This window comes from Caballeronia sordidicola (assembly GCF_000729995.1).
Taxonomy (GTDB): Bacteria; Pseudomonadota; Gammaproteobacteria; order Burkholderiales; family Burkholderiaceae; genus Caballeronia; species Caballeronia sordidicola_A.
Map to the genome: position 1 here is coordinate 31,988 of NZ_JNFG01000001.1, position 25,936 is coordinate 57,923.

At 61.5% G+C, this 25,936-nt stretch carries 21 protein-coding genes; 13 read left to right on the forward strand and 8 right to left on the reverse strand.

Features of this window, described 5'->3' with window-relative positions; translation table 11 throughout:
• Window positions 1-105 precede the first annotated feature (105 nt).
• From FH08_RS0100140 to FH08_RS0100150, 3 genes are all read left to right on the forward strand, one after another.
• On the forward strand, window positions 106-1,182 hold the full coding sequence (locus FH08_RS0100140; RefSeq protein ID WP_031356361.1) for a YeiH family protein: 1,077 nt from the start codon (window positions 106-108) through the stop codon (window positions 1,180-1,182).
• Between the two features lie 183 nt (window positions 1,183-1,365).
• On the forward strand, window positions 1,366-2,100 hold the full coding sequence (locus FH08_RS0100145) for a glutathione S-transferase family protein (RefSeq protein ID WP_031356362.1): 735 nt from the start codon (window positions 1,366-1,368) through the stop codon (window positions 2,098-2,100).
• A gap of 54 nt (window positions 2,101-2,154) precedes the next feature.
• Complete coding sequence (locus tag FH08_RS0100150; protein ID WP_031356363.1) at window positions 2,155-2,958, forward strand: aldo/keto reductase; 804 nt, start codon at window positions 2,155-2,157, stop codon at window positions 2,956-2,958.
• A gap of 78 nt (window positions 2,959-3,036) precedes the next feature.
• On the opposite strand, the gene cadR is transcribed toward FH08_RS0100150, so the two are convergent.
• Window positions 3,037-3,468 (reverse strand): Cd(II)/Pb(II)-responsive transcriptional regulator, encoded by a 432-nt coding sequence (gene cadR, locus FH08_RS0100155; RefSeq protein ID WP_031356364.1) that lies wholly within the window; start codon window positions 3,466-3,468, stop codon window positions 3,037-3,039.
• Window positions 3,469-3,549: 81 nt separating this feature from the next.
• On the opposite strand from cadR, the gene FH08_RS0100160 reads away from it, so the two are divergent.
• From FH08_RS0100160 to FH08_RS0100175, 4 genes are all read left to right on the forward strand, one after another.
• Entirely contained in the window at window positions 3,550-5,802 is a 2,253-nt protein-coding gene (locus tag FH08_RS0100160) for a heavy metal translocating P-type ATPase (RefSeq protein ID WP_235210238.1), read from the forward strand.
• Between the two features lie 121 nt (window positions 5,803-5,923).
• A complete protein-coding gene (locus tag FH08_RS0100165; protein ID WP_031356366.1) occupies window positions 5,924-7,660 on the forward strand; it encodes a ClcB-like voltage-gated chloride channel protein in 1,737 nt (578 codons plus the stop codon).
• Between the two features lie 282 nt (window positions 7,661-7,942).
• Window positions 7,943-8,218, forward strand: a complete 276-nt coding sequence (locus FH08_RS0100170; RefSeq protein WP_031356367.1) for a hypothetical protein — start codon at window positions 7,943-7,945, stop codon at window positions 8,216-8,218.
• A gap of 67 nt (window positions 8,219-8,285) precedes the next feature.
• Window positions 8,286-8,528 carry a DUF2795 domain-containing protein gene (locus FH08_RS0100175; RefSeq protein ID WP_031356368.1) on the forward strand — a complete coding sequence of 81 codons (243 nt, stop codon included), beginning with the start codon at window positions 8,286-8,288 and terminating at the stop codon, window positions 8,526-8,528.
• Between the two features lie 25 nt (window positions 8,529-8,553).
• On the opposite strand, the gene FH08_RS0100180 is transcribed toward FH08_RS0100175, so the two are convergent.
• Complete coding sequence (locus tag FH08_RS0100180; RefSeq protein ID WP_031356369.1) at window positions 8,554-9,174, reverse strand: TetR/AcrR family transcriptional regulator; 621 nt, start codon at window positions 9,172-9,174, stop codon at window positions 8,554-8,556.
• A gap of 356 nt (window positions 9,175-9,530) precedes the next feature.
• Between FH08_RS0100180 and FH08_RS0100190 the strand changes: the two genes are divergently transcribed.
• The 4 genes from FH08_RS0100190 (at window position 9,531) to FH08_RS51570 (ending at window position 16,609) form a co-directional block, all read left to right on the forward strand.
• Complete coding sequence (locus tag FH08_RS0100190; RefSeq protein WP_235210248.1) at window positions 9,531-10,652, forward strand: efflux RND transporter periplasmic adaptor subunit; 1,122 nt, start codon at window positions 9,531-9,533, stop codon at window positions 10,650-10,652.
• Complete coding sequence (locus tag FH08_RS0100195) at window positions 10,649-13,858, forward strand: efflux RND transporter permease subunit (protein ID WP_081889304.1); 3,210 nt, start codon at window positions 10,649-10,651, stop codon at window positions 13,856-13,858. The genes FH08_RS0100190 and FH08_RS0100195 overlap by 4 nt, the downstream gene beginning before the upstream one ends.
• Window positions 13,855-15,339: an efflux transporter outer membrane subunit gene (locus FH08_RS0100200; RefSeq protein ID WP_031356373.1), complete on the forward strand. Its 1,485-nt coding sequence runs from the start codon at window positions 13,855-13,857 to the stop codon at window positions 15,337-15,339. The genes FH08_RS0100195 and FH08_RS0100200 overlap by 4 nt, the downstream gene beginning before the upstream one ends.
• Window positions 15,340-15,706: 367 nt before the next feature.
• Window positions 15,707-16,609 (forward strand): hypothetical protein, encoded by a 903-nt coding sequence (locus FH08_RS51570; RefSeq protein WP_152602692.1) that lies wholly within the window; start codon window positions 15,707-15,709, stop codon window positions 16,607-16,609.
• Window positions 16,610-16,735: 126 nt separating this feature from the next.
• Here the strand turns inward: FH08_RS51570 and FH08_RS53140 are convergent, their stop codons facing one another.
• The 4 genes from FH08_RS53140 to FH08_RS0100225 all read right to left on the reverse strand — a co-directional run bounded on the left by FH08_RS53140 (window position 16,736) and on the right by FH08_RS0100225 (window position 21,589).
• Entirely contained in the window at window positions 16,736-16,954 is a 219-nt protein-coding gene (locus FH08_RS53140; RefSeq protein WP_031356374.1) for a diguanylate cyclase, read from the reverse strand.
• A gap of 434 nt (window positions 16,955-17,388) precedes the next feature.
• Window positions 17,389-18,696, reverse strand: coding sequence for a type II toxin-antitoxin system HipA family toxin (locus tag FH08_RS0100215; RefSeq protein ID WP_035564927.1), 1,308 nt, complete (start codon window positions 18,694-18,696; stop codon window positions 17,389-17,391).
• Window positions 18,693-18,965 (reverse strand): helix-turn-helix domain-containing protein, encoded by a 273-nt coding sequence (locus tag FH08_RS0100220; RefSeq protein WP_035564930.1) that lies wholly within the window; start codon window positions 18,963-18,965, stop codon window positions 18,693-18,695. Before FH08_RS0100220 ends, FH08_RS0100215 begins: the two co-directional genes overlap by 4 nt.
• Window positions 18,966-19,177: 212 nt before the next feature.
• Complete coding sequence (locus FH08_RS0100225; protein ID WP_031356377.1) at window positions 19,178-21,589, reverse strand: AsmA family protein; 2,412 nt, start codon at window positions 21,587-21,589, stop codon at window positions 19,178-19,180.
• A gap of 211 nt (window positions 21,590-21,800) precedes the next feature.
• Here FH08_RS0100225 and FH08_RS0100230 point away from each other — a divergent pair, with 211 nt between their 5' ends.
• Both FH08_RS0100230 and FH08_RS0100235 read left to right on the forward strand, forming a co-directional pair.
• Complete coding sequence (locus FH08_RS0100230; RefSeq protein WP_031356378.1) at window positions 21,801-22,475, forward strand: ABC transporter ATP-binding protein; 675 nt, start codon at window positions 21,801-21,803, stop codon at window positions 22,473-22,475.
• Window positions 22,472-23,284: an ABC transporter permease gene (locus tag FH08_RS0100235; protein ID WP_031356379.1), complete on the forward strand. Its 813-nt coding sequence runs from the start codon at window positions 22,472-22,474 to the stop codon at window positions 23,282-23,284. Before FH08_RS0100230 ends, FH08_RS0100235 begins: the two co-directional genes overlap by 4 nt.
• A 47-nt stretch (window positions 23,285-23,331) precedes the next feature.
• Here FH08_RS0100235 and FH08_RS0100240 read toward each other — a convergent pair whose 3' ends face one another.
• Together FH08_RS0100240 and FH08_RS0100245 are read right to left on the reverse strand one after the other, a co-directional pair.
• Entirely contained in the window at window positions 23,332-25,272 is a 1,941-nt protein-coding gene (locus FH08_RS0100240; RefSeq protein ID WP_031356380.1) for a response regulator, read from the reverse strand.
• Window positions 25,273-25,408: 136 nt separating this feature from the next.
• The gene (locus FH08_RS0100245) at window positions 25,409-25,873 is read right to left on the reverse strand and encodes a response regulator (RefSeq protein WP_031356381.1); all 465 of its coding nucleotides are present in this window, start codon (window positions 25,871-25,873) and stop codon (window positions 25,409-25,411) included.
• Window positions 25,874-25,936: the final 63 nt, after the last annotated feature.

Sequence of the window (25,936 nt, forward strand, 5' to 3'; positions counted from 1 at the left end):
GGGCATAACTATCGGCTAAGTGGATAGTTTACATCCTAAATGACGATTTTTCATATCGATATATCAATATTAGGATTAGAACATCGAACCAAAACGGAAAAAACCGTGAATTCCCTCGCTACCCCAGTCGCATCTCGTTCCGCTCCCGCCGCCGCTCCAGTCGGTCAAACGCGCGGTCACCTGAACGGCATCTTGTTCGTCGCGATGTTCGCCGCCGCCGTCACGCAACTGGCGGCGCTGCCCTTCGTCTCGAATCTGGGGCTCAGTCCGCTGATCGTCGGCATTGTCGCGGGAGCTATCTACGGCAACGCGCTGCGCGACGGCATGCCGGAAAGCTGGGCGTCGGGGGTGAATTTTTCGGCTCGCAAGCTGCTGCGCATCGCAGTCGGGTTCTTCGGGCTGCGTGTCAGCCTGCAAGAAATCGCGCAAGTCGGGCTGCCGGGACTGACGGTGTCGGTGCTGGTGGTGGTGAGCACGCTCGCCATCGGCACATGGGCGGGCATGAAACTGATGAAACTCGACCGCGATACGGCTTTGCTGACCGCCGCCGGCAGCGCAATCTGCGGCGCCGCGGCGGTCCTCGCGTTCGAATCCACCTTGCAATCCGAGCCGCATAAGAGCGCGATGGCGGTCGGAAGTGTCGTGCTGTTCGGCACGCTTTCCATGTTCCTCTATCCGCTCGCATTGCACCTCGGCTGGCTGCATCTCGATACGCTGGGCGTCGGGCTGTTTTTCGGCGGCACGATTCACGAAGTGGCGCAGGTGGTCGGCGCGGCCAGCAATGTGAGCCCGGAAGCGACGCATATCGCGACCATCGTGAAAATGACGCGCGTGATGCTGCTCGTGCCGGTGCTGCTCGTGATCGGCATGTGGGTGAACCGCTCGCGCGGAGCCGCCGATGGCACGAAGCGCAAGCTCGCAATTCCCTGGTTTGCGCTCGGCTTCCTTGCGCTCGTGATCGTGAATTCCTTGCACGTTTTGCCTGATACCGCTACGCACACGCTGAACACGCTCGACACCTTCGCGTTGACCATGGCGATGACCGCACTGGGCATTGAAACGCGGATCGCGCAGATCCGCCAGGCAGGACCGCGTGCGCTCGTAACCGGCGCCATCGTCTACGCCTGGCTGATCGGGGGAGGACTTGCGATAACCATGGGCGTCGAGCGCCTGCTCGGGTAAGGTTCGTAGCGGTACCGCTTGCAAGAACACAGAAGCCCCGCAGAAGCCCGCCGCCCGTGCGGGGTTTTGCTTTTCAGCGAGCTTACGAGTGCGACGTCCAAGTGCAATCCAAGCGCAACGGCACGCGTGTTGCTACCCTCTTGTCTTTGGGTTTCCAGCGATCACACCGCGAGGATATGGCCGATGGCCTACGAACTGTATTACTGGGATGGTCTTCAAGGCCGCGGCGAATTCGTCCGGCTCGCGCTGGAAGACGCGGGCGCGGATTACGTGGACATTGCACGCGGCGCGAAGAAGGACGGACAAGGCACCGGCGCCATGATGAAGATCATGAACAGCAAGACGGAGCCACATATCCCGTTCGCCCCGCCATTCCTGAAGGATGGCGAACTGATCGTGCCGCACGTGGCGAACATCCTGCAATACCTGGGGCCGAAGCTCGGTCTCGCGCCGAAGGACGAAGGCCTGCGTTATGTCGCGCACGGCTTGCAACTGACAATCGCGGACATGGTGACCGAAGTCCACGACACTCACCATCCGCTTGCGAGCGGCCAGTATTACGAAGACCAGAAGGACGCAGCGAAGAAGCGCTCGAAGGACTTCATCGAAAGCCGGGTTCCGAAGTTCATCGGCTATTTCGAGCGCGTGCTTGCGCAGAATCCTCACGGCGATACGCAGATAATCGGCAACACGACCACGTACGTGGATCTGTCGATATTTCAACTTGTCGACGGCCTGTACTACGCCTTTCCCCGGGCGACGAAAAAATTCGGCAGCCTGTATCCGCGCGTCGCGGCATTACACGATGCCGTGCTTGAACGACCGAATATCGCAGCTTATGTGGATTCGGAACGCAGGATTTCATTCAACGAATCCGGCATCTTCCGCCATTACCCGGAACTGGATCAGGATGCCTAGAATTCCTGACCCAGCCGGCCTGTATCGGATAAACGTAATCAAAAGGAGTATCAGATGATCGAAACCATTCCCTCCTTCGGACTCGGCACCTTTCGCGTAGATGCGGAGAAAACCGCCAGGTCTGTCACGAGCGCGCTGCAGCTTGGATACCACCATATCGATACCGCGCAGCTCTACAAGAACGAAGAAGCCGTCGGTAAAGGCGTGCGCGACTCAACCGTGCCGCGCGAGGATATCTGGATTACGACAAAGGTCTGGCACGACCGGCTGCGTCGTGAAGATGTGGTTAAAAGCCTGGTGGAAAGCCACAAAAAACTGAACATCGGTACGATCGATCTCGCGCTGGTTCATTGGCCGTCGCCCGATAGCGTGGTGCCAATCGCCGAATCGATCGCGGGCTTTCAGGACGCGCAGAAGCAGCAGTTGATCCGGCATTTCGGCGTGTCGAACTTCACTGCGCCGTTGCTCGAGGAAGCGTTGAACGCGCCCGGCGGCGAGGGCATTGTGACGAACCAGTTCGAAATCAGCCCATTCCTCGCGAACCGCAAGCTGGTCGAGGCAACGCAAAGGCTCGGCGTGAAGGTGACCGCGTATATGCCGCTGGGCGAAGGCCGTGCGCACAAGGATCCCACGTTGGTTGCCATCGCGAAGAAACACGGCGTGACACCCGCTCAGGTGACGTTCGCATGGCTGCTGTCGCGCGATATCGTGGTGTTGTCGGCATCGACGAACCCGGAACACCAGGAACTGAACTGGGACTCGCAAAAGGTGAGGCTGGACGCCGACGATATTGCGAAGATCGATGCGCTGGACGAAGGCCAGCGAAACGCGAAGCCGCCGTTTTCGCCGAAGTGGTGATTGGGTAGTTTGACGTAGAGGACAGCCCGGCTTTGATGTGACGAGGCCGGGTTTTCGGAACCCGCCCCGCTTTCTCTCTCAGCCCAAATGCGTCCGCTTCTCGCGTGCGGGCGCAACATCGTTCGTAGAAAGCGCTTGGACGATGCCGCAGTCCGTCGCTGATTCTTCCGTCGTGCATTGGCCCCTCAACGCCACCAGTTGCGCCTTGAGTTGCGTCAATTCCTCGATTCGCCTGTCCACATGAAGAATGTGTTCATCGACGAGTGAATTGATCGAGCCGCACGGTTCGCCGGGCGCATCGGTTGCGCTGAGCAGATGGCGAATCTCCTCATGTGTCATATCCAGTGCACGGCAATTGCGGATGAACCGCAACCGTTCCGCGTGCGCCTCCGTGTAGTTCCGGTAATTGGAATCCGTCCGGCTGGCTTCCGGCATCAAGCCTTCTTTTTCGTAAAAGCGGATGGTTTCAGTCGTGCACTGAGCCATTTTCGCCAGTTCGCCGATTTTCATTGCACATGCTCCCGGCCAACGCTTGACCTTGAAGTGACTTCAGGGCTTCTACTAGACCATAGATCCCCTCAGGAAGCCATGATGTCCCTACCCAACGAAGCGAACAACACGGTCGATGAAACCCCGGCCAGCGCGCCGTGCTGCCATGGCCATGGCCATCCTTCGGACCACGCGCATCCACATTCCCACGCCGAGGCTAAAGCCACTGCTCCCGCTCCTCAAAAGCCTTTGGACGGCGCCGAACGCACCGTGTATCTCATCGCGCAAATGGATTGCCCGACGGAAGAAGCGTTGATCCGCAAGAAGCTTTCGTCCATGCCATCCGTGCAAACCGTGCAGTTCAACCTGATGCAACGCTTGCTGACCGTGGACCACTCGCCGCTCGAGCGCGAGGCGATTGCGCAGGCCATTCGATCGCTCGGTTTCACCGCTGAATTGCCCGAAACAGTCGCGCAAAGTGAAACCGCAGGCGTCGCCAGGAAAAGCGCTCACTGGCCGCTCGCACTGGCTTGCGCAGCGGCGGTTGCATCGGAGATAGCAAGCTTTGCGGCGTTCCCCGGCTGGATCGCGGCGTTACTTGCGGTGCTCGCCGTCATTGCCGGCGGCCTTGGAACCTATAAAAAGGGCTGGGTCGCGATCCGCAACGGCAATCTCAACATCAACGCGCTCATGAGTATCGCCGTCACGGGTGCATTGGTGCTCGGCCAGTGGCCCGAGGCAGCCATGGTCATGGTCCTCTTCAGCGTGGCTGAGCTGATCGAAGCGAAGTCGCTCGACCGCGCGCGCAACGCCGTTCAAAAGCTGATGCAGCTCGCGCCCGAGCGCGCGACCGTCAAGAAATCCAACGGCACGTGGCATGACGTGGACGCGAAATCGGTATCGATAAACTCAATCGTGCGCCTCAAACCCGGCGAACGGATCGGACTCGACGGCAAAGTGAACGCTGGGCGCACCACGGTGAACCAGGCGCCCATCACGGGCGAAAGCCTGCCGGTCGACAAGGCACCGGGCGACGCCGTGTTCGCGGGCACCATCAACGGATCCGGTTCTATCGAATATCGCGTGACGGCAATCGCCAGCGATACAACGCTCGCCCGCATCATTCACGCGGTGTCGGAGGCGCAAGGTTCCAAGGCGCCGACGCAACGCTTCGTCGACCAGTTCGCGCGTATTTATACGCCGGTTGTATTTGCGCTCGCGGTGGCTGTCGCGGTCCTGCCGCCGCTCCTGGCTGGCGGCGTCTGGCACGACTGGATCTACAAGGCGCTGGTGCTGCTGGTGATTGCCTGCCCGTGCGCGCTGGTGATCTCGACGCCCGTGACTATCGTCAGCGGTCTCACCGCGGCGGCGCGAAAAGGCATTCTGATCAAAGGTGGTTCTTACCTCGAACTGGGTCGCAAGCTGAGGTGGCTCGCGCTCGACAAGACCGGCACGATCACACACGGAACGCCGGCTCAAACCCACGTGGAAGCCGTGGCCGATATCGACATTGACCGATGCCGGCAGCTTGCAGCCAGCCTCGCCGGCCGTTCGGATCATCCAGTTTCCCAAGCGCTGGCACGTGCCGCCAACGCGGACAACATCGCGCATTTACCCGTCGATGAATTCGAGGCATTGCCCGGACGCGGCGTGCAGGGAACAATCGGCGGGAAACCCTACTCGCTTGGCAATCATCGTCTGGTTGAAGAGCTCGGGCGTTGTTCCGCAACCCTTGAAGCCCGGCTCGACACCCTGGAACGCGAGGGTAAAACCGTCGTCCTGTTGATCGGCGAAGCAGGCGTACTGGCGTTGTTCGCCGTCGCGGACACGGTCAAGGAAACGAGCCGCGCCGCGATCGCCAACCTGCATGCGCTCGGCGTTCGCACCGTGATGCTGAGCGGCGACAATTCGCATACGGCGGCCGCCATAGCGGCAGCCGTGGGTATCGATGAAGCCCGTGGCGATCAGCTGCCCGAGGACAAGCTCACTGCTGTAGCAGAACTAGCGGCGGACGGCGCGGTAGTAGGCATGGTCGGCGATGGGATCAACGACGCCCCGGCCCTCGCCCGTGCCAACATCGGCTTTGCGATGGGTGCAATGGGCGCGGATACCGCCATTGAAACCGCTGACGTCGCGTTGATGGACGACGACCTTCGCAAGATCCCGGCTTTCATCCGGCTCTCGAAGGCGACGCATGCGGTTTTGATACAAAACATCGTGTTGGCGCTAGGGATCAAGGCGATATTTTTTGTGCTCGCGCTGACGGGTGCGGGGACCTTGTGGATGGCCGTTCTCGCCGACGTAGGGGCAAGCTTGCTGGTCGTTGCCAACGGACTTCGCCTGTTACGCCGATAACCCACGGGCGCCCCAGGCAAATCTGTATGCATGCGTCCATCGGAGCACTGCCCCCGGCCCCCGCGGGTGATATCCTTGCCCCGCGCCATTGGCCTCGACCCGCTCCGACATTCAAGCTCACGTGCTTTCATTCCTCCTCAAGCTACGCACCCGGGCACAGATCCGGTTCCGCTTCTCCGAATCCAGCTCCATGCTCGTGTGGGCCGTGATTGTCGGCGTCGCCGGCGCATTTGCGACGGCGGCGTTTCGCATTGGTATCGACGAAATGCAGCGGCTTTTTGGCGGGGACCACGGCAACTTTGTCGAAATGGCCAAGAGCCTGCCGTGGCCCGTGCGGGTGGCGCTGCCAACAGCAGGCGGATTGGTCGCGGGCCTCTGCTTGCTAGTCGCCCGGCGTCGTTCCACGGGTCAGGCGAATGCCGACTACATGGAAGCAGTGACCATAGGCGACGGCGTCGTGCCGGTCTGGCAAAGTCTGTGGCGCAGCATTTCGTCGCTGTTCACCATCGCCAGCGGCGGCTCCATCGGGCGCGAAGGTTCGATGGTGCAGCTCGCAGCCCTGTGCGCGTCGGCAATCGGCCGTTGGGTTCACTTCAGTCCACCGCGGCTGCGCCTGCTCGTCGCCTGCGGTGCGGCGGCCGGGATCACGTCGGCGTACAACGCGCCTATCGCCGGCGCGTTCTTCGTGACCGAGCTCGTGCTCGGCTCCATGGCCATGGAAAGCTTCGGGCCGATCGTGGTGTCGTCGGTGGTCGCAAACATCACCATGCGCGAGTTCGCCGGCTACCGGCCGCCTTACGAAATGCCGGTGTTTCCAACGGTCACCGGCGTCGAAGTGCTGCTGTTCGTCGTGCTTGGATTGCTCTGTGGCGTGCTGGCGCCGTATTTCCTGCGCCTGCTGGCTGCATCGAAACAACGCTTCGCCAAGCTGCCCATGCCGTTGCCAATCCGGCTCGGATTCGGCGGCCTGATTGTCGGCGTGATCTCGATCTGGTTCCCGGAGGTCTGGGGCAACGGCTATGAAGTCGTCAACTCAATCCTGCATCATTCCTGGACTTGGGAAGCGCTGGCCGCGGTGCTGTTCTTCAAGATCGTCGCGACTGCCGCGACCGCGGGTTCCGGTGCGGTCGGCGGGATCTTTACGCCGACTCTCTTCGTCGGCGCAGTGGTCGGCTGCCTGTTCGGGCTGGCGGCACACACGATCTGGCCGGACTCCACGTCCGCGCCGTTTGCCTACGCGATGGTCGGCATGGGCGCGTTCCTCGCTGCAGCCACGCACGCGCCGTTGATGGCGATTCTGATGATCTTCGAAATGACGCTGAGCTATCAGGTCATGCTTCCGCTGATGCTGTCGTGCGTAGTGGCGTTTTTCATCGCGCGGGCATCGGCGCAGACGTCAATGTACGAGGTCACGCTGCGGCGCAACCGCGACGAAAAAGAGCGCTCGCGGCTGGCCGCGACGCAGATGCGCGAGCTGGTGAAACCGGCCGACACGGTGGTCCCGTTGGATGCCGACGTGAAGGCCATGACGCGGGTGTTCCTCGAATATCCGGTGAAGTACCTTTACGTCGTTGATGCGGACGGCCAGTTTCGTGGCGTGGTGGCGCTCAAGGACATCACGTCCGATCTGCTCGACGAGCGCGACACCGCCGTCAAAACCGCCGCAGATTATCTGCAACCTCATTTCGATGTGCTCACACCGAACATGTCGCTGGGTGAAGCGTTGCAGCATTTCCTGGCGTTCCAGGGCGAGCGTTTGCCGGTCATCGATTGCCCGACGCGGCCAGTGCTGCTCGGCGTTGTCTACAAAACATCGCTTCTCGATGCTTACTTCCGCTTAAACCCGGCATCGCGCTGAAATTGCTCGAAGCGTGCAAATTTGCGGCAGTGAAAGAGCACCCTCTGAAGCACTCGCTTACGACCCTATCCTAGATTTCGCTCGAAGAACGGGCGTCAACGCCGTTTGATACAAGGCTCGGCGGGCGAGCACTTTTCATCAGATGAAGCGCTGAAAAACAGCACTGCTCGATTGGCATAGCGTTTGCTCGAATCCTCGCTAATATTCTCCGTAAGGCCTCGTGTTTGCTGCTTGTGTACCGCTTGCGTGAGCTTGTGTGCAAAGTATCTGGAGGGTTGAGCGATGAAAACCTCAACGGCTTTATTGATGGTTCTGGTATCCGTGTCGTGTTATGCCGCGCCAATCCACACGGACGATGCGGCAATTTACGCTGCTCGCCAGGCTGAGGGGATGCGCGCGGCGCTTGCCATTCGCGCCAATGCCCCGCCGGTCTCGCCGCCTGCGCCGGAGGTGCGTGCACAGGAACTCGATCACGCGCACTGGTCTCATGTGGAATTACCGAAGTCGCGTTCGCCCAGCCACGGCGTGGCGAGTCAGGTAATAGCAGTGCAGACGTGAGGTTGCGCCGTCAGCATGGCGCAACTAGGATTGGCCGGATGATCACCAAGAACAACCAAGGGCACCAATGACCGATACGCACGCGAATGCCAACCTGAACGACGAGCCAATCGATGATGAAATCGCAGAGGTCTTGCGTGATCTGACGTTTCCGACCAACAAGGATGGCATTGTCGATGCGGCGCGCGCTGCAGGCGCGAGCAACGACGTGATTGCCGTGTTCGATGGCTTGCCTGAGCAGGACTATGCCAGCGCCGACGCCGTTGAACAGTTGCTAGGCAGTAACGGCGGATCGGGCCTCTCCATCTGAGGAGCGTCTCGTTCGAACGTCCCTCTCAGACAAGGTCGGATCCAAACACCACGCGGCTGAAAAACTTCGCTAGGACGGCTTCGGACATTTCGCTGCCGCAAGCCTGCGGATCCGACGTATAAAAAAACTGCATTCCATCGATCAACGCCGTCAGCCCGAGCGCCAACTGCTCAGCCGGCATGGGCAACGGCGTGCCCGCTCTCTCCGAAAACGCGACAATATAAGCGGTCGTCGTCTGCAACAATTCCCGGATGAATGCGTTGAATTGCGCGCGGAATTTCGCATCGCGGCTTGACTGCAATTTCGCTTCGACCCACAGCAAAAAACACTTGTTGTCGCGATAGCACTCGCTGTAATACTGCAACAGGCGGGCTTCCATGTCGGCCCGGCTCGCTTCGCCATCGAAGATGGAATGCAGCCGGCGCATGATCACATCGTGATCGCGCTTGAGCAGCTCCAGAAACAAAGCGGACTTGCTGCCGAAGTTCGAATAGAACGCACCGCGCGTATAACCCGCTGCCGCCGCAATGTCTTCCACGCTGGCGGCAACAAACCCCTTCTTCATAAACACAGTTTGTGCAGCGTCCAGCAAACGCTCACGCGTTTGATCACGGCTTTGCTCCCGGGTGAGGCGAATTCGTTTCATCGGCTGAGTTTAGCATCTCAAAATTGAATTATGATACGACTTTGATTTCAGATTCATAGTTGTATTAGAATTCATCGCGTATCTGGTGACAAGGTACTGGAAAGCTTGGTGGTCATGGCGTGCCGCCTGTTCGAGTATCGCGCCCCGAATAACGCCATATCTTGGAAATGCGCAGCGACATGCCTTGTCGACGCTGCGCGCCGGCCGTGCCCGCAAGCCGATTGCGCGCATGGAAAGCCTTTGCGTCGAGGTCATTCGTGATTCTGCAAGTCTGTCGCCGCACGTTGTCATTGTCATCGCTCGGATCGCGGTTATCGTCGTTCAGCTGGTCGTTCAAGTTGCGCGGGTCGGGACCTTTGCCTGCTCGTCGCACCCTTGCCTGGTCATTGGGTGTCGTGGCCGTCGTCGCGCTCAGCGCATGTGGCAAGAAGGAGGCGCCGGCCGTGGCGCTGCGTCCGGTGGTCGCCATGGCAGCCGTCGCCGACACGCACACGGTGCAGTCGTCACTGCCCGCGACTATCGAAGCACGGTACTCGACGCCGCTGTCGTTTCGCGTGGGCGGGAAGATCATCGAGCGCCGTGTGCGTCTGGGTGACAGCGTGAAAGCCGGCGAGATCGTGGCCAAACTCGATCCCGCCGATAACGCCAAAAGCGCCGCGAGCACCGCCGCGCAACTGTCAGCCGCGCAGCATCAGCTCACTTATGCCGAGCAGCAACTCACCCGCGACCGTGCCCAGGCGCAGGAAAACCTGATCGCGCGCGCGCAGCTCGAACAAACCGAAAACGTCTATGCCGCAGCGCTCGCGCAGCGCAACCAGGCGCAGGCACAGGCCGCGTTGTCGGCCGATCAGTTGAAATACACCACGCTTGTCGCCGACCGCGGCGGTGTTATCACGGCTGAACAGGCTGACACGGGACAGAACGTATCGGCAGGACAAGCCGTCTATAACCTCGCGTGGAGCGGCGACATCGACGTGGTGGCGGACGTGCCGGAAACCACGCTCGGGTCTCTCGCCGTCGGCCAGAAAGCCAGCGTGAAGCTTGCGGCGCTGGGAGGCAAACAGTTTGCAGCCCGCGTGCGCGAAGTGTCGCCCGCCGCCGATCCGCAAAGCCGTACCTATCGCGTGAGGATGACGCTTGAAGCGCCCACGCCGGAAGTCCGGCTTGGCATGACCGCCGACGTGGCGTTCGCGCAGGTGCCTGCATCGGAGGCATCCGGGGCGTCGCGCGAAGCGTTCACGCTGCCCTCCACTGCCCTTTTTCACGCGGGCAAGCTGCCCGCCGTGTGGATCGTGAAAGCGGACGGGTCGCTTGAGTTGCGCCGCGTGGACGTGTCGCGATACGGCGAGCGCACGGTGACGGTTTCCAACGGCATCACGCCCGGGGATCGCGTGGTTTGGCAGGGGGTCCATACCGTCTCCGCCGGCGAGAAAGTTCGCGTGGTCGCGCCCTTGCATCCTGAAGATTTCGCGTCATGAGCGACAACGAACGGGATTCATCGGCAGCCGCTTCATCCAAAGCCGCTGCCAACGCTGCCGCCGCGGCGGCAGGCGATTATCGGCACGAAGAAGGCAGTTTCAATCTTTCAGCCTGGGCCTTGCGTCATCAGGCATTGGTCGTCTTCCTGATCGCGATGGCGACCATTTTCGGCGTGCTTGCATACACCCGGCTCGCCCAATCCGAAGACCCGCCGTTCACGTTCCGCGTGATGGTCATCCAGACCTTCTGGCCAGGAGCGACCGCACAGCAGATGCAGGAACAGGTCACCGACAAGATCGCGAAAAAACTGCAGGAAACGCCTGCCACGGACTTCCTGCGCAGCTACTCCCGCCCCGGTGAATCGCTACTGTTCTTCACGATGAAGGACGGCGCGCCCGCGAAGGACGTGCCTGAAGAGTGGTATCAGGTGCGCAAGAAAGTCGGGGACATTGCCTACACGCTGCCAAGAGGCGTGCAAGGTCCCTACTTCAACGACGAGTTCGGCGACGTCTTCACGAACATCTACACGCTGGAAGGAGACGGTTTTTCGCCTGTCCAACTCCACGACTACGCCGACTCGCTGCGCACGGTCCTGCTGCGCGTGCCCGGCGTGGCGAAGGTCAACTATTTCGGCGACCAGGACGAGCGCGTTTATATCGAAATAGCGAACACGCAACTCACGCGCCTCGGCATTTCGCCGCAGCAGATTGCGCAAGCGATCGATGGCCAGAATGCGGTTGCGCCCTCCGGCACGCTGAATACGCCCGACGACCGCGTGTTCGTGCGCCCGAGCGGCCAGATCAACGACATGGCCGCGCTCGCCAATACGCTGATCCGTGTCAACGGGCGCTCGTTCCGTCTCGGCGATATAGCAACCATCAAGCGCGGTTATCTCGATCCCCCGGCCGCGCAGATGCGCGCCGGCGAGAAGCCCGTGCTGGGTATCGGCATCACGATGCAGCCGGGTCAGGACGTCGTGCAGTTGGGCAAGGCGCTGGACGCCAAGGTGGCTGAGTTGCGTAAGCAACTGCCTGCCGGCCTCGTGCTCAACGAAGTGTCGAGCATGCCGCATGCGGTATCGAAGTCAGTCGATGACTTTCTTGAAGCGGTCGCTGAAGCCGTCATCATCGTGCTGATCGTGAGCCTCGTGTCGCTTGGCGTGCGCACAGGCATGGTGGTCGTGATCTCGATTCCGGTCGTGCTCGCGGTCACTGCCCTCTTCATGTATCTCTTCGATATCGGCCTGCACAAGGTCTCGCTCGGAACGCTGATCCTTGCGCTGGGCCTGCTGGTCGACGACGCGATCATCGCCGTCGAAATGATGGCGGTGAAACTCGAACAGGGCTGGATACGCTCGCGTGCTGCGGCATACGCCTACACCAGCACCGCGTTTCCGATGCTCACGGGCACGCTCGTGACGGTCGGTGGCTTCCTGCCGATTGCGCTGGCCAAATCCAGCACCGGCGAATACACGCGCTCTATCTTCGAGGTGTCGGCCATTGCGTTGATCGCGTCGTGGTTCGCGGCGGTCGTGCTGATTCCGTTGCTCGGCTACAAGCTGCTGCCCGAACGCAAGCGCGAGGCGCATCATGCCCATGATCATGAACACGATATCTACGACACGAAGTTCTATACCCGGCTGCGCGGCTGGCTGACATGGTGTATCGAACGGCGTTTCGTGGTGCTGGGCATCACACTCGTGCTGTTCGTGATTGCGCTGGCAGGGTTCACGCTGGTGCCGCAACAATTCTTCCCGAGCTCGGACCGCTCGGAACTGCTCGTCGATGTCCGCCTGCAGGAAGGCGCCTCGTTCGAAGCCTCGCTGCGCGAGACTAAACGCCTTGAGAAGGTGCTGGAAGGACGGCCTGAGGTCGACCACCTGGTGAGTTTCGTCGGCACCGGGGCGCCGCGGTTTTATTTGCCGCTCGACCAACAATTGCCGCAACCGAACTTCTCGCAATTCGTGATCACGGCGAAGTCCGTGGAGGATCGCGAGAAGCTTGCACGCTGGCTGGAACCTGTATTGCGCGAGAAGTTCTCTGCCGTGCGCACGCGTTTATCGCGACTCGAAAACGGTCCGCCAGTCGGTTATCCGGTGCAGTTCCGCGTGAGCGGCGACGATCTGCCGACGGTGCGTGGTATCGCCGAAAAGGTCTTTGCCGAAATGAGCGCGGACAACGGTACGGCTAATGTCCAGTACGACTGGGACGAACCGTCGGAGCGCTCGGTGCGCTTCGATATCGACCAGAAGAAGGCGCGTGAACTTGGGATCAGTTCGCAGGACGTATCGGATTTCCTGGCGATGCAGCTGACCGGCTATACCGTTACGCAGTATCGTGAACGCGACAAGCTGATCAGCGTCGACTTGCGGGCGCCGAAAAGCGAACGGGTCGATCCGGCGAAGCTCGCGACGCTGGCCATGCCTACGCCGAACGGCCCCGTGCCGCTCGGTACGATCGGGCATGTGGCGAACGATCTGGAATACGGCGTGATCTGGGAACGCGACCGTCAGCCGACCATCACCGTGCAGTCGGATGTGAAGGCTGGCGCGCAAGGTATCGACGTGACGCATGCGATTGAAAAGAAACTCGCCACGTTGCGCGCGGGCTTGCCGGTGGGGTATCGGATAGAAGTGGGCGGACCGGTTGAGGAAAGCGAGAAAGGCCAGTCGTCCATCAACGCGCAAATGCCGATCATGGCCATTGTCGTGCTGACGCTCCTGATGATCCAGTTGCAGAGCTTCGCACGCGTGATGATGGTGGTGCTGACCGCGCCGCTCGGGCTGATCGGTGTGGTGATCGCACTGCTGCTGTTCAACAAGCCGTTCGGGTTTGTCGCCATGCTCGGCGTGATCGCCATGTTCGGGATCATCATGCGCAATTCGGTGATTCTCGTCGATCAGATCGAGCAGGACATTGCCGCGGGGCATCCTCGCTTTGACGCCATTGTCGGCGCGACCGTGCGACGTTTCCGGCCGATCACGCTGACCGCCGCCGCTGCCGTGCTCGCGCTGATTCCGCTGTTGCGCAGCAACTTCTTCGGCCCGATGGCGACCGCGCTGATGGGCGGGATCACGAGCGCGACCGTGCTGACGCTGTTTTACTTGCCGGCGCTGTATGCGGCTTCGTTCAAGGTGCGGCGTAACGAGCGCGCGGGGTTTGAAGACCACAACCTGCCCGATGCCCGCCATGGAGGCCAGTCATGACACGCTCTGCCCTCACTGCTCTCGGCTTTGCAGCCGCCGTTTCCACCCTTTCCGCCTGCTCTTTCGGTCCGGATGGGAAGCCGCCCACGTTGCCCGCGGTGCCGCATTACGGTGTGACTGAGCAACCGGCGCGCACCGTGACGGCCGAAGGGGTATCGCAGAGTTTCGACGCCAACGCGAAACCCGTGCCCGAGTGGTGGAAGCTTTATCGTTCGGAACCGTTGAACGCGCTGGTCGATGAAGGCTTGCGCAACAGCCCGAGCCTCGCCGCGACGGATAAAACCCTTGCTGCGGCGCGTGAACAATTGCGGGCGCAAGTCGGATCGTCGATGCTGCCAAGCGTCGACCTCGGCGGCCAGACGGACAGGGAGCGTGCGATCGGCGTGCCGAACTTCGGGCCACCCACTGTGCTTTACAACCTCTTTGTCGGCCAGATCCGGGCGCAATACACGTTCGACCTCTTCGGCGCCGCGCGGCTGGCGGACCGGGCGCTGGCTGCACAGGTGGACAGCCAGGCCTGGCAATTCGATGCCGCCCGCCGCGCGCTTGCCGCGAACATCGTCACGGGGGCGATCGGTGCGGCGTCGTTGCGAGCGCAAATCGATACGACCGAGCGGCTGATCGTCCTCGCCAATGAAGACGCACGAGAAACGCAGCGTCGCTACGAACTCGGTTCGGCGTCGCGCACGGATGCGCTCAACGCGCAATCGAACGCCGCCGGGCTCGCCGCTTCGCTGCCGGGACTGCGGGCCCAGTGGCTTGCAACCCGTCACGCGCTTGCCGTGATGCTTGGGCGGACACCGGATCAGGCGCCACCGGATCTCGACCTCGCGTCGCTCACCGTGCCGGGTAATGTGCCGGTGGTCGTACCGTCGGAACTGCTTGCGAGCCGCCCGGATATCCAGGCCGCCGATGCGCTGCTCAAGGCGGCCGCGGCGCAAGTGGGCGTAGCGACGGCGCAAATGTTTCCGAGCCTGACGCTGTCGGCATCGATGGGACAAGCGGGTTTCAGCTGGCCGGCCGCCTTGTCCGGCGCGGGCACGATCTGGGGCATAGGCGCGTCGCTGTCGCAGCCGCTGTTTCATGGCGGCGCCTTGCTCGCCCAGAAGCGCGCGGCGCAAGCGAGCTATGAGGCGGCCGTGGCGCAATACAAGCAGACGGTGCTGAGCGCGTTCCGTAACGTGGCGGATTCGCTTGCCGCGCTCGAACAGGACAACGAGGCGCTCAGTTTCGCCGATAGCGCCAGCCGCACCTCGATGAGCGCGTTCACGGATTCGGCGGCTCGCGAGCGGCTCGGGGCGATTCCGCCGTCTGCATCGCGTGCGAGCGAGCGCCAGTATCGCAATGCGCGGCTGGATGCCATCCGCTATGAAAGCGCACGTCTCAGCGATACCGCGTTGCTGTTCCAGGCAATGGGTTCGCCGGCCGGTGGGTCGGCGAATCTTGCGGCCGCGGCGAAAACGGCGCAGGCAGCGAAATAACCTTCGCTACCGGGTCGCATTAGAACCCCGTTCGATTCGTGAGAGTTCGCTCTCGACTGCCTGACGCGTAGAAACTAAAGCAAGCGCCGCATGCAAAGGGCCGTTCCGATGTGAGTCGGAACGGCCCTTTGCACTTCATCAGGACAACCGGACAAATCCGCGCATTGTCGTGAGAAGCCTCGAAGCAAAAACATCAAATGTCACAATTCAGGGTTGTCGAAACATCGCACTGCCATCCAAATGCGCCCATAACCTTCCCTCAACTCAACTTCTTCACTGAATCCTTTCACTATTCAGATAAATCGCGTTATTTCGGGCATCACTTTCCCATAGGCTTGCCAGCTTTCGTGTATTCAGGGGAAATGCCATGTCTCGCTCACCGCTCCGTGACCTGTTTCGGCTCGTTCATTCCGGACTGGAAAAAGTCGCGCTGGCGTGCGCTGCCTTCGGTTTGATGCACGCGACGGCCCGCGCGGGGGAGTCCACCCCGGCCCCCGCCAGCCTTCCCGCGGGTGAGCAATGGAGCAGTCGCACTGCGCCCCAAGCCATGGCTGACGACCCATGGAGCAACCCCTCGGCACCCAGTGTTGCAATTGACGACGCCTGGAGCGCACCGGCGTCCGATCGATTCACATCGTCGGGGCAAAGCCGCGCGGCGTCATCAGTGCCACCCCCGTCTGCATCAGAGCAAGAGCCGCGACCGGCCGTCACGAAGAGTACGCCAGGCTCTGTAGCAACCACCATTCAGGAAACGCCCCGCGCCCTCGCGATGGATCGCTCCGACTGGAATGAAACACCGCGCGGACGTTCGCCCGGTCTGATCGCCTCTCATGACGCGTGGCTCAAGCGCACCACGCCCGTCGCGGAAAAGAGCGAGCCGGCGAAAGCGCCGGTGTACAGCGCTCCCCCTCCGGCGGCCGATCCGTGGAGCGCTCGCTGGATCGGCCTGGTTGCATCGAACGATGTTTCGACGCCTGGCCCAGCGCTTTCTTCTCCCGCCTTCGACACCAGCTCGCGCCCCGAGAGCGTAGTCTCGCCCCACGCCGGGTTGCCGCGCGTCGGTGAAGCTCGAGGCGCTTTACCTGCTGAGGCATCGACAACGGTTCTGGCAGCCGGCCGGCCGATGCATCGACGGTCGCGTCCGATTCTTCACAGCACCGCAAACGCGCCTCGATCGTCGGGAATGAAGCGCGCAAGAGCGACTAAATCGGCTAGAGCGCCCTCACGGGCATGGTGCCGTTCAGTGTCGGCAAGCGCGCGGCATCGGTGAACGGCGCCACGGGCACAACGAGCGAAACCGTTCCTCGCGGACCGGCTCAACTGGCGACTTCCACCTGATCGCGCCCGTCACGTTTGGCCCGATACACAGCCAGATCGGCGGCCTCGATCAACTGCTTCATGTTTCGTCCGGCTGCGGAACCTGCATCACGCCCCCGACGCTGATCGTCGACCGATAGCTGGCTGAACCCGAATGCGGCACGGCAAGCGCCTCCACCGTCATGCGGATCTTTTCACCCAGCAGGCGCAAGCCGCCAGCCGATGTGGACGGCAACACCACCGCGAATTCCTCGCCGCCAAAGCGGGCGGCAACATCGGCGGAACGGTACAGGCTCAATTCAAACGTGCACGACGAGCTTCGGCACGAAAGTTGTGCACAGAAATTGGGGACCACCCTGTTGACAACTTTCTGACAAACCCCGGAATGCGTTGAACGGAAACGATTTTTAGGGGGCGCTTCAAAGTGCGCCGAGCATGCGGATTCGATCGTTTAACGCACCGAAGTTGTGCACACAATCTGTTGAAGGACCTGTGGACAAGCGTGAGGTTATCTTCTTAAGTATTTGATAAATAAACGAAATTTATAATCGACCCAATTTGAACCACGCGTTGCGTGATATTTCGGCGCGATGCCAATCCCGCAATGACTTGCGAGTTATCCCCAGTAATTGTGGGCAGGCTTGTTGATAAGCATGGGGCTCAACGCTTAAGTCGCTGATGCAGAACGGTTTAAACCCCGTGACTCGAAAGCTTCTTATGCGCGCTGACGTTTCAGGGAAGACGAAACGCCGGACGTTTCGCCCGAGCGACAGGGATCGCGCCGGTGCGACGGATCACGTCTCTGATCCGCGTGAGCAGATCATCGGCTTTATAGCGGTCGTCCTGGCTGAGGCGCTCGGCCACGGTGTCGAACGCCTGGTCGATGCGCAGCAGGATCGCTTGCGCCTCGGCGCGTTTCAGACCCAGGCGCTCGCCGTACGCAATCAGTTGCCCGGGAACGGGGAAAACTTTTGATTTATTCAGGTTCAACGCCATGCGGCCGTCGAGCAACGGATAGATGCCCGTGCAAACGACATCGTAGATGGGCGAGAGCCGGCGCGGCCCGGTGGGATCGGTATAGATAATGCCGATGTTCTTCATGTGCGCGTCACCATCGCGGAGAAAACACGACAGCGCGACACGCTCGAACAGCCGCAGCGATTGCGCGCGAAAATCAGCACCGGTATAGACCTCTACCGCCCGCCCGATCATCTCGTAGCTGCCGCGGTATTTATCGTTGCCAGTCAGCACGCTCATGTCTTCGAAGCCGAGCGGCGTACCGTCCGGCGCACGATCGAAACGCGCCATCACGAACAGCAGGCCATCGTTGGAGAGCCAGAAATCCGGCACGTCGAAACCCGCCTCGCGCGCCACCGACATGCACAGGAATTCGTTGCGGGCGATCCCCGCATAGTCGTCGCCCTCAGCCTTCACGATCACCGTGGTCAGCGGCAAGGTCGCGTGTGCGTCGAGCGTAGCGACGCCGGGCGTCGCAACGCCGGGCAGTGCCACGCTGGCGGGAACATCGGGAGCGAGCGGCACCACCGTCTTGGGCTGCACGCCTGAAATGCCTGAGCCAAGCGCATATTTGCTCACCAGCCGCTCGAACAATTGTCCCGATGGCGACGACAGCAACTCGTCAAGCCGCTCGCCTTCGCCCTCAGGCACTGTCTGGCCGTGCAGCGCGTAGGTGAGCCTGCCGATCTGGTTTCGCCCGGCGAGGAACAGCAGGAACATGTCGCTGGGAGTGCCGAAGCGCGCCAGCCGTTCTTCGATGATGTATCGCAAATAACCTTCGGGGCGATTCATCGCGAACACGTTCATCAGCGCGCCGCTGCTGTAGCTCTTGCGCCGCACGGGCATGGTCAGCGACACGGCCGCGTCCGGTTCGATTTCTCCGTAGTTGAAGACGAAGGTGCTCTCCTTCGCCAGCAGACCGGCTATGCCCTGGGGCGTGTGGACGTCGAGCCGGCGGATTTTGTCGAAGAGTTGTTCCAGATCGAATGGCGGCGCAGGCTTAAGCGGCGACGGCGTGCTCATTCGTCCTCCCTGAAGAAGAAGTCCAGATCTTCGAAGACCACAGTGTCTTTCGGACGCAATGTGAGGTCGTAGCCGAGCGCATTGGCGATCCGGCAAAACTCATGAAGGCCGACGTTCTGTGCGCCTTCGGCATTGGTGATTGTGCGCCGTGCCACGCCCGCGCGATCAGCCAGCGTCTGCTGACTCATGCGTCGCTCGCGGCGGAGGGAGCGGAGTTCGGCTGCCACACGCTCGAAATTGCTGATGGGGTCGGTGTATTTGCGCGTCATGATGCGCAATTATAGGTTATTTTTGTGTTTTGCGCAGTATTACGCGCATTTGTACCGATCGATTTCTTACTGGCTGATCATAAATAATTGCGCATTATTATGCGCAATTATCTCAATAAACACGAATATGCGCGTTAAGACGCGCATATTTTCCCTTGGGACCGGCAACGCCGAGATCCATCGCACGAAGTGGCCAATCCCGTCGCTGGTTATCAGCTTCCGCGATAAAGCGCCGCACTGGCCGGTGAGGACACCCCCGGCCGGGCCGGGCCACCGGCAGCCCCTTTAGCACCCTTCGCACTATTGGACGATGAAGACGGAGACGACGCAGCCGCGGGATTCGCCACGCCCGGCTCCATATACCCCGGTGCACCCTTCGCTTTCTGCTTTTGCCCCGGCGGTGGCGCAGACGGCGGGGCGCGCATGTCGGCAAGCATTTGCGTGCATGGCAGAGGCTTGTTGTTACTCGGCGCGATCAACGGGATCAGCGCGGCAAACGGGTTAAGCAGGCCGAGCCCGACCGCCGCCGCACCGCGCACCGCCAGCGCGCCGGCGTTCACGCCCACATGCGGGTCCTTGAACGTCCCTTTCACGTACAGCGGCGAGCGCAGCGAGAACACCCGGAAACCCTTCGTATGCGGATGGATATTCAGGTCCATCTCCTCGGTCTTAAGATTAACGGTGCCGTCCATGTTGATCACCGCGTCGTCGGTATCGAGGGCAAACACGCGCGATTCCAGCACGCCATTGGTCGCGACAAAATCCGCCGCGGCGCAGTTGATCTTCACGTCGTGTTTGCCGAAGAGCTTTTCGTAGACCGCATTCGCCACATTCAGTCCCGCCGCTTCCATATACAGTCGGCTGACCGTGCCGTCGGTGATCAGCGTCTTGATTTCGCCGTTCGCGGTTCCGGCGAGTGCGGCAGGCGAATTGCCTGTCGCCGATAACGCCGCGTCCCCGTTCACTTCACCGAGCGCTGACTGCATCGTCTTGACGGTCGGCAGCAACTCCTTGAGCTTCAGATGCCGCGCCGAGGTCGAGAAACGGCCTTCGAGCGGCTCCTTGCTGCCATCGAGGTGAATATTCGACGACAGCGTCCCGCCCGCCACCCCGAACGACAGCGGTTCGAACGACAGCACGCCGTCGCTCATCACCACATGCGTATAGAGGTTGGAAATTGGCAACGCCGGGTCCTTGATGATCTTGCGGCCGGTGAACTTCACGTCGGCATCGATCGCCTTCCATCGATCCGTCTTGAACTCCTCGGTCGGCAACGCCTTCGACGACGGCTGTTTCGCCGAGTCGCCGCGCTTCGCTTTGCTGGCGTTCGAATCGGCGCCGATGACAGGGGCGAGGTCGGAGAACTGCAGCAGGTTCGACACGAGTTCGCCCGACAGCAAGGGCCGCGGCTTGCGTCCCACGAACGTGAGCGAACCGTTCACATCGCTGCCGCCAACGCGTCCGGTGAAGTTCTCGTACCTGAAGACATTCCCATCAGCCTTGAACTGGCCGACGAGCCGCCCTTCCGTTGCATACGGCGGTGTTGCAGGCAGCGTCACGCCAACGATCGGATACAAGTGCTCGAGGCTCACGCCCTGCAGCCACAGCCGCAAGTCGAGCGCGGCGAGATGGGCCGGGTCCGTCACGGTTCCAACAAAAGCAATATGCGTGTCGCCGATACGAACATCCGCCTGCACGGGGAACGGGCGCATGGCGTCCTGCAGCGCGAGCACGCCGCCGACCTTGCCGTCGCCGGACACCGCCACGCTGTTGTATTTGCCCTTCACCGACCAGCCGATGCCATAAGGCGGCACGGGCGGCTTCGGCCCTTCCTTCGTGGTGATGCTGGTGTTCGCCGAGACGCTCGCCGGGTTCGGCGCGCTCGCCGCCGCAGCGGCAGCGGCCGACGCCGCGGATGCAGCAGCGGCTTCAGATGCCGCCGCTTTGTCGACTTGCTGGTTCAGCTTGGTCGCGCCGCTCTTGCCGACCACCTGTGCCGACGATTTCTGCGACGCCGCTTCCTGCTGTTTCATCACGTCGCCAATGGGAACCAACTGGCCAAGCGTATTCACGACAGCCTGCATATCCGCTTTCGTGATCTCGTCCACGTACGAAATATTGCCCTGGTCCAGCGCGATGTCATGCAGTTGAAGGTTCCAGGCCGACGGTTCGGTCGACTGCTTGAACTTCAACGTCCAGTTATCGCGATTGTCGTTGAGGCGTTCGAGATCAACTGAGGGATTCACCAGGTTGATCGATGGAATCACAATGTTGTGTGCGAGCAGCGGCAGGAGCTCGACCTGGAAATCAATCTCGTCCAGGGTCGCGAAAAACTTCTGTTTGGTCCAGTCGGGATTCGCGACCGTGATTTTTTGCGCCGAGAATCGCGGCCACGGGACCCAGCGGCGCCAGCCGGTTTCCCCGGGCGGCCGTTGCCAGCCGACCTTCAGGTCGCCCGTAATCTCGAACTGCCGCCCGATGGCCTGCGAGACTTTATCGTCGACCCAGGGGCGAGCCCGGTTCCAGTCGAAAGTCAGGAACACAATCACCAGTACCGCGATCAGGACGATCAGAATCGCTATGATCCAGGCGACTGTTTTTCCAATTTTCCGGCCAAGCGCCATAGTGGCTCCCTCTGTTTTTCTTGAAAACCGCACAGCACGTCGCGTGCCCGCCGATGATACCGGCCAGTTCCCCATGCCGGACAGGACCGCCGTGCCCGACGCGTGAACAGCCCGATCAAGGCCTACGCGCCCGGACCTAAGGGCCACCTAAGCAGCGTTGATTTTTGATTGCGCTCCGAGATCATTCCCCGAGCTTGTCTCCGCCATGTCCATGCCAGCCGACACGCCTCTGATTCGCGCGACAACGCTCACTCGCCGCGATCCCGTGCGCCACGTTGTCTTGCTGCACCCCACCACGTTCAGCTTGTCCGGAGGCCAGCGCGCGGTTATCACCGGGCCGTCGGGCTCGGGCAAGAGTGTGTTCCTGCGTGCGCTCGCGTTGCTCGATCCTGTCGATGACGGTGTGATCCAGTGGCGCGGCAAGACCATCGCACGCGCAGCTATTCCGGCGTACCGGCGACGCGTGGCTTACATTGCGCAACGCCCGGCCATGCTCGACGGCAGCGTGGAAGACAACCTGCGTTATCCGTTTTCGCTGAAGGTGTATCGCGATGCGCGCTTCGATCGTGAGCGGGTGGTCAAGCTGGCCGGGCGTGCAGGCCGTGAAGCCGATTTTCTCGATAAACGCGCGAGCGAGCTATCCGGTGGTGAAGCGCAGGTTGCCGCGCTGATACGCGTGTTGCAAGTTGACCCCGACGTGCTGCTGCTCGACGAACCGACGGCGTCACTCGATCCTGCTTCCGCGCTGGAAATAGAAGCGCTCGTCGGCGCCTGGTTCGACGAGCGCCCGGGCGAACGCGCGAGCATCTGGGTATCGCACGATCCCGCGCAGGCGCAACGCGTCGGCGAGCACCAGCTAGTCATGACTGCAGGCACTCTGTCATGAGCGGCTATCAGAACCTGAGCCTGTTCGACATCGGGATCGCGGCGGCGCTGATCGTGGTGAACGGGGCGTTATCGGTTGCGCTGAAGCTCGACCTGGAACGCAAACTAGTGTGGGCTGCGGTGCGCACTGTCGTGCAACTGCTCGCGATCGGGTACGTGCTCGGTTGGGTCTTCCAGTTTTCACGCTGGTATGTCGTATTGCCGCTGATGGCGCTGATGACGCTGATAGCGGGACTGTCGGCATCGAATCGCGGCAGGCGCACGTACGTTGGGCAGCGGGCGGATAGCATCGTGTCGATCTGGGTGAGTTCGTGGCTGGTAGCGGCGGTGGGGCTGTTCGTCGTGATCCGCATTCATCCGTGGTACGAGCCGCAATACGCCATACCGATCCTCGGCATGATCCTGGGCAACACGTTGACGGGCGTCTCGCTGGGCATCGAACGGATGACGGAGGAACTGACGGCGGGACGAGGGACGGTGGAGATGTCGCTCGCGCTCGGTGCAACGCGATGGGAAGCCGCACAAGGTCCGGCGCGCCAGGCCGTGCGGGCGGGCATGATCCCGACGTTGAACCAGATGACGGTAGTAGGACTGGTCAGTCTGCCAGGCATGATGACAGGTCAGGTGCTGGCGGGCCAGTCGCCACTGCAGGCGGTCCGTTATCAGATCGTCATCATGTTTTTTATCGCGGCCTCATCGGCTCTTGGAACGGTGGGCGCGGTGTTATTGACCTACCGGCGGCTGTTCTCCCCGGAACACCGGTTCATGGCGTCAAAGCTCGTGGAGAGGGAAAAGCCCAAGCGCGGATGAACCACACGGACAGAGCGATGTCCGGTGCAAGCCGGTGCGCTGGTGCACTAAGCGCCGCCCGGCCGCCGCGCCAACGCATGAATCAGCGACTCCAGCCGGGCGAAGTCGACCGGCTTTGTCAGGTGGTCCAGGAACCCGGCATCGCGGCATCGACGAATATCTTCGTCCATGCCATAACCGGTGATGGCGACCGACGGTTTCCCAGGCTGCAACTCGGTCCACGCGCGAGCGACCTCGAGCCCGCTGCCATCCGGCAGGCCGATATCACTGACCAGCAGATCGAACACTTCGCCCCTGGCTAAAGCAAGCGCCTGGGCGACCGTCGTGGCAACCCCGACCTGATGCCCGAGCACCTCCAGCACCTGCGCCATCGCGGACGACGTGTATTCGTTGTCCTCGACGAGCAGCACCTTCAATGACCGCACGATTTCATTCGGGTCCTGCGCCGCGAGAGGCGACGCTTCATCTTCCGGCCCAGCCTTGACGAGCGGCAGAGTCAGCGTGAAGCGGGCGCCCTTGTCGCGCCCGTCGCTCTGGGCCGTCAGCGTTCCGCCATGCTTCAACGCCAGCGTGCTGGCGATAGCCAGGCCAAGACCCAAGCCGCCGAACGCCCGGGTGATGGAATCATCGGCTTGCTCGAAGGCCGAAAAGATCCGCGGCAACGCTTCGGCGCTAATTCCGATGCCGCTGTCAGTCACCGAAATCGCGATGGTCGACGCATCCGGATTCCACATCCGCACCGCAATACGCCCGCCCGCCGGCGTGAACTTCACCGCGTTTTTCATCAGGTTCCACACGATCTGCTGCAAGCGCGCGCCATCGCCGAAAACCAGCGTGGAGTTAGCGCCCAAGGTTGTTTCCAGCGTCAAGCACTTGCCGCGCAGATCGGACTCCGACATATCGAGCGCGCTCGACATCAGCGTCTCCAGCACCACATTCGCAAAGTTCAGCGAAAGCTTGCCGCGCGCGATGCTGGTCAGGTCGAGCAGGTCGTCAATCAAGCGCGCCTCCAGCTCCACATTGCGCCGGATCAGTTCGAGCGTTGCCTGGGCGTCGGCGGGTAGCGCGTGGCGTATCTCCAGCAAACGCACAGCGGCGACGATCGGCGTCAGCGGCGTGCGCAATTCGTGCGACAGCACTGCCAGAAAGTGGTCTTTCGCCCGATTCGCGGTCTCGGCCTGCTCCTTCGCCACGCGCAAGGCGTCGGCGGCCATGTGCTCTTCGGTGACGTCGCGGATGATCTTCGAATAACCAATCAGGTCGCCGTTATCGGCGCGAATCGCTGTCGTTACGCCTGATGCGAAGAACGAGCGCCCGTCTTTACGCCAGAGCCAGCGGTCGTCGCTCGCACTGCCATGGACTTGCGCCGTCTCCAGTTCCTGCGCAAACACACGGGTGTCGCGATCTTCCTGGCCGTAGAAAACTTCTGCGGACTGGCCGACCACATCCTGCGCGGCGAACCCGAGAATCCGCTCCGACGCCGCGTTCCACGTCCGGATCCTGCCCTCCTGATCGAGCGTGATGACCGCGTAATCCTTCAGCGCATCGACCAGCAAGCGGAAGTGCGTTTCCGTCTCCCGCAACGCGCGTTCGACCGCAATACGCTGCTGGCGCTCGGCGCTTTCCGTCAAGGCGCGCCGCACGACGGCAGGCAGCCGTTGCATACGCTGCTTGAGCACATAGTCGGTGGCGCCGCGCTTGAGCATGTCGACGGCATGCTCCTCGCCGAGCACGCCGGAGACGAAGATGAACGGCGTATGCGGCACGCGCTCGCGGGCGATTGCCAACGCTTCGACGCCGGAGAACACCGGCATCACGAAGTCCGCGAGGATCACATCGAAGTCGGACGCTTCGAGCGCCGCTATGAAACCCTGTTCCGTATAGACGATTTGCACGTCGACCTTATAGTCGGCGCGTTCCAACTGAGTCAGGGTCAGTTCCGCGTCGAGCGCGTTGTCTTCTACGAGAAGCAGGTGCAAAGGCTGCATGGTCAGGGCACTCAGGCGAACCGGCGCACGCGATACTGCCGGGCAGGTCGCATCGGGCAAAACAACGAAAGGGCCAGCGGGCCCAGGCCGTTACGCCGAGCACTATGCAGGAGGAAGACGCCAGTGTGCACCAGATTCATTCCGGCGCGAACTGACGGCGAAGGCGCGTTGATCCCGGCGGCGGCTCATTGAGCACGGCCCAGAACACGCCAAGATCGGCAATTGCCTGCACAAATTCGTTGAACTCGACCGGCTTCACCACGTAAGCATTCGCGCCGAGCGCGTAGCTGCGCACGAGATCCGGCTCCTCACGCGACGACGTCAGCATGACCACCGGAATCGCCTTGAGCGCGGCATTGGAACGGATAGTCTCCAGCACTTCCAGGCCGTCGATTTTCGGCAGCTTCAAGTCGAGCAGGATGACGGCGGGGTTTCCTGGATTGCGTGCGCTCCATTCGCCTTCGCAACGCAGGTAATCGATAGCTTCCTGGCCGTCGCGCGCCACGATCACTTCGTTGGCAAGCTGGCTTTTGCCGAGCGCCACGAGGGTCAGTTCGAGATCGCTGGGATTGTCTTCGACAAGCAAAATGGGTTTCAGCATGGTCCGGGATGACGGGGTGAAATAAAAGGCCGCGAGATCAGTCACTCGGCGACCAGTTGGTGA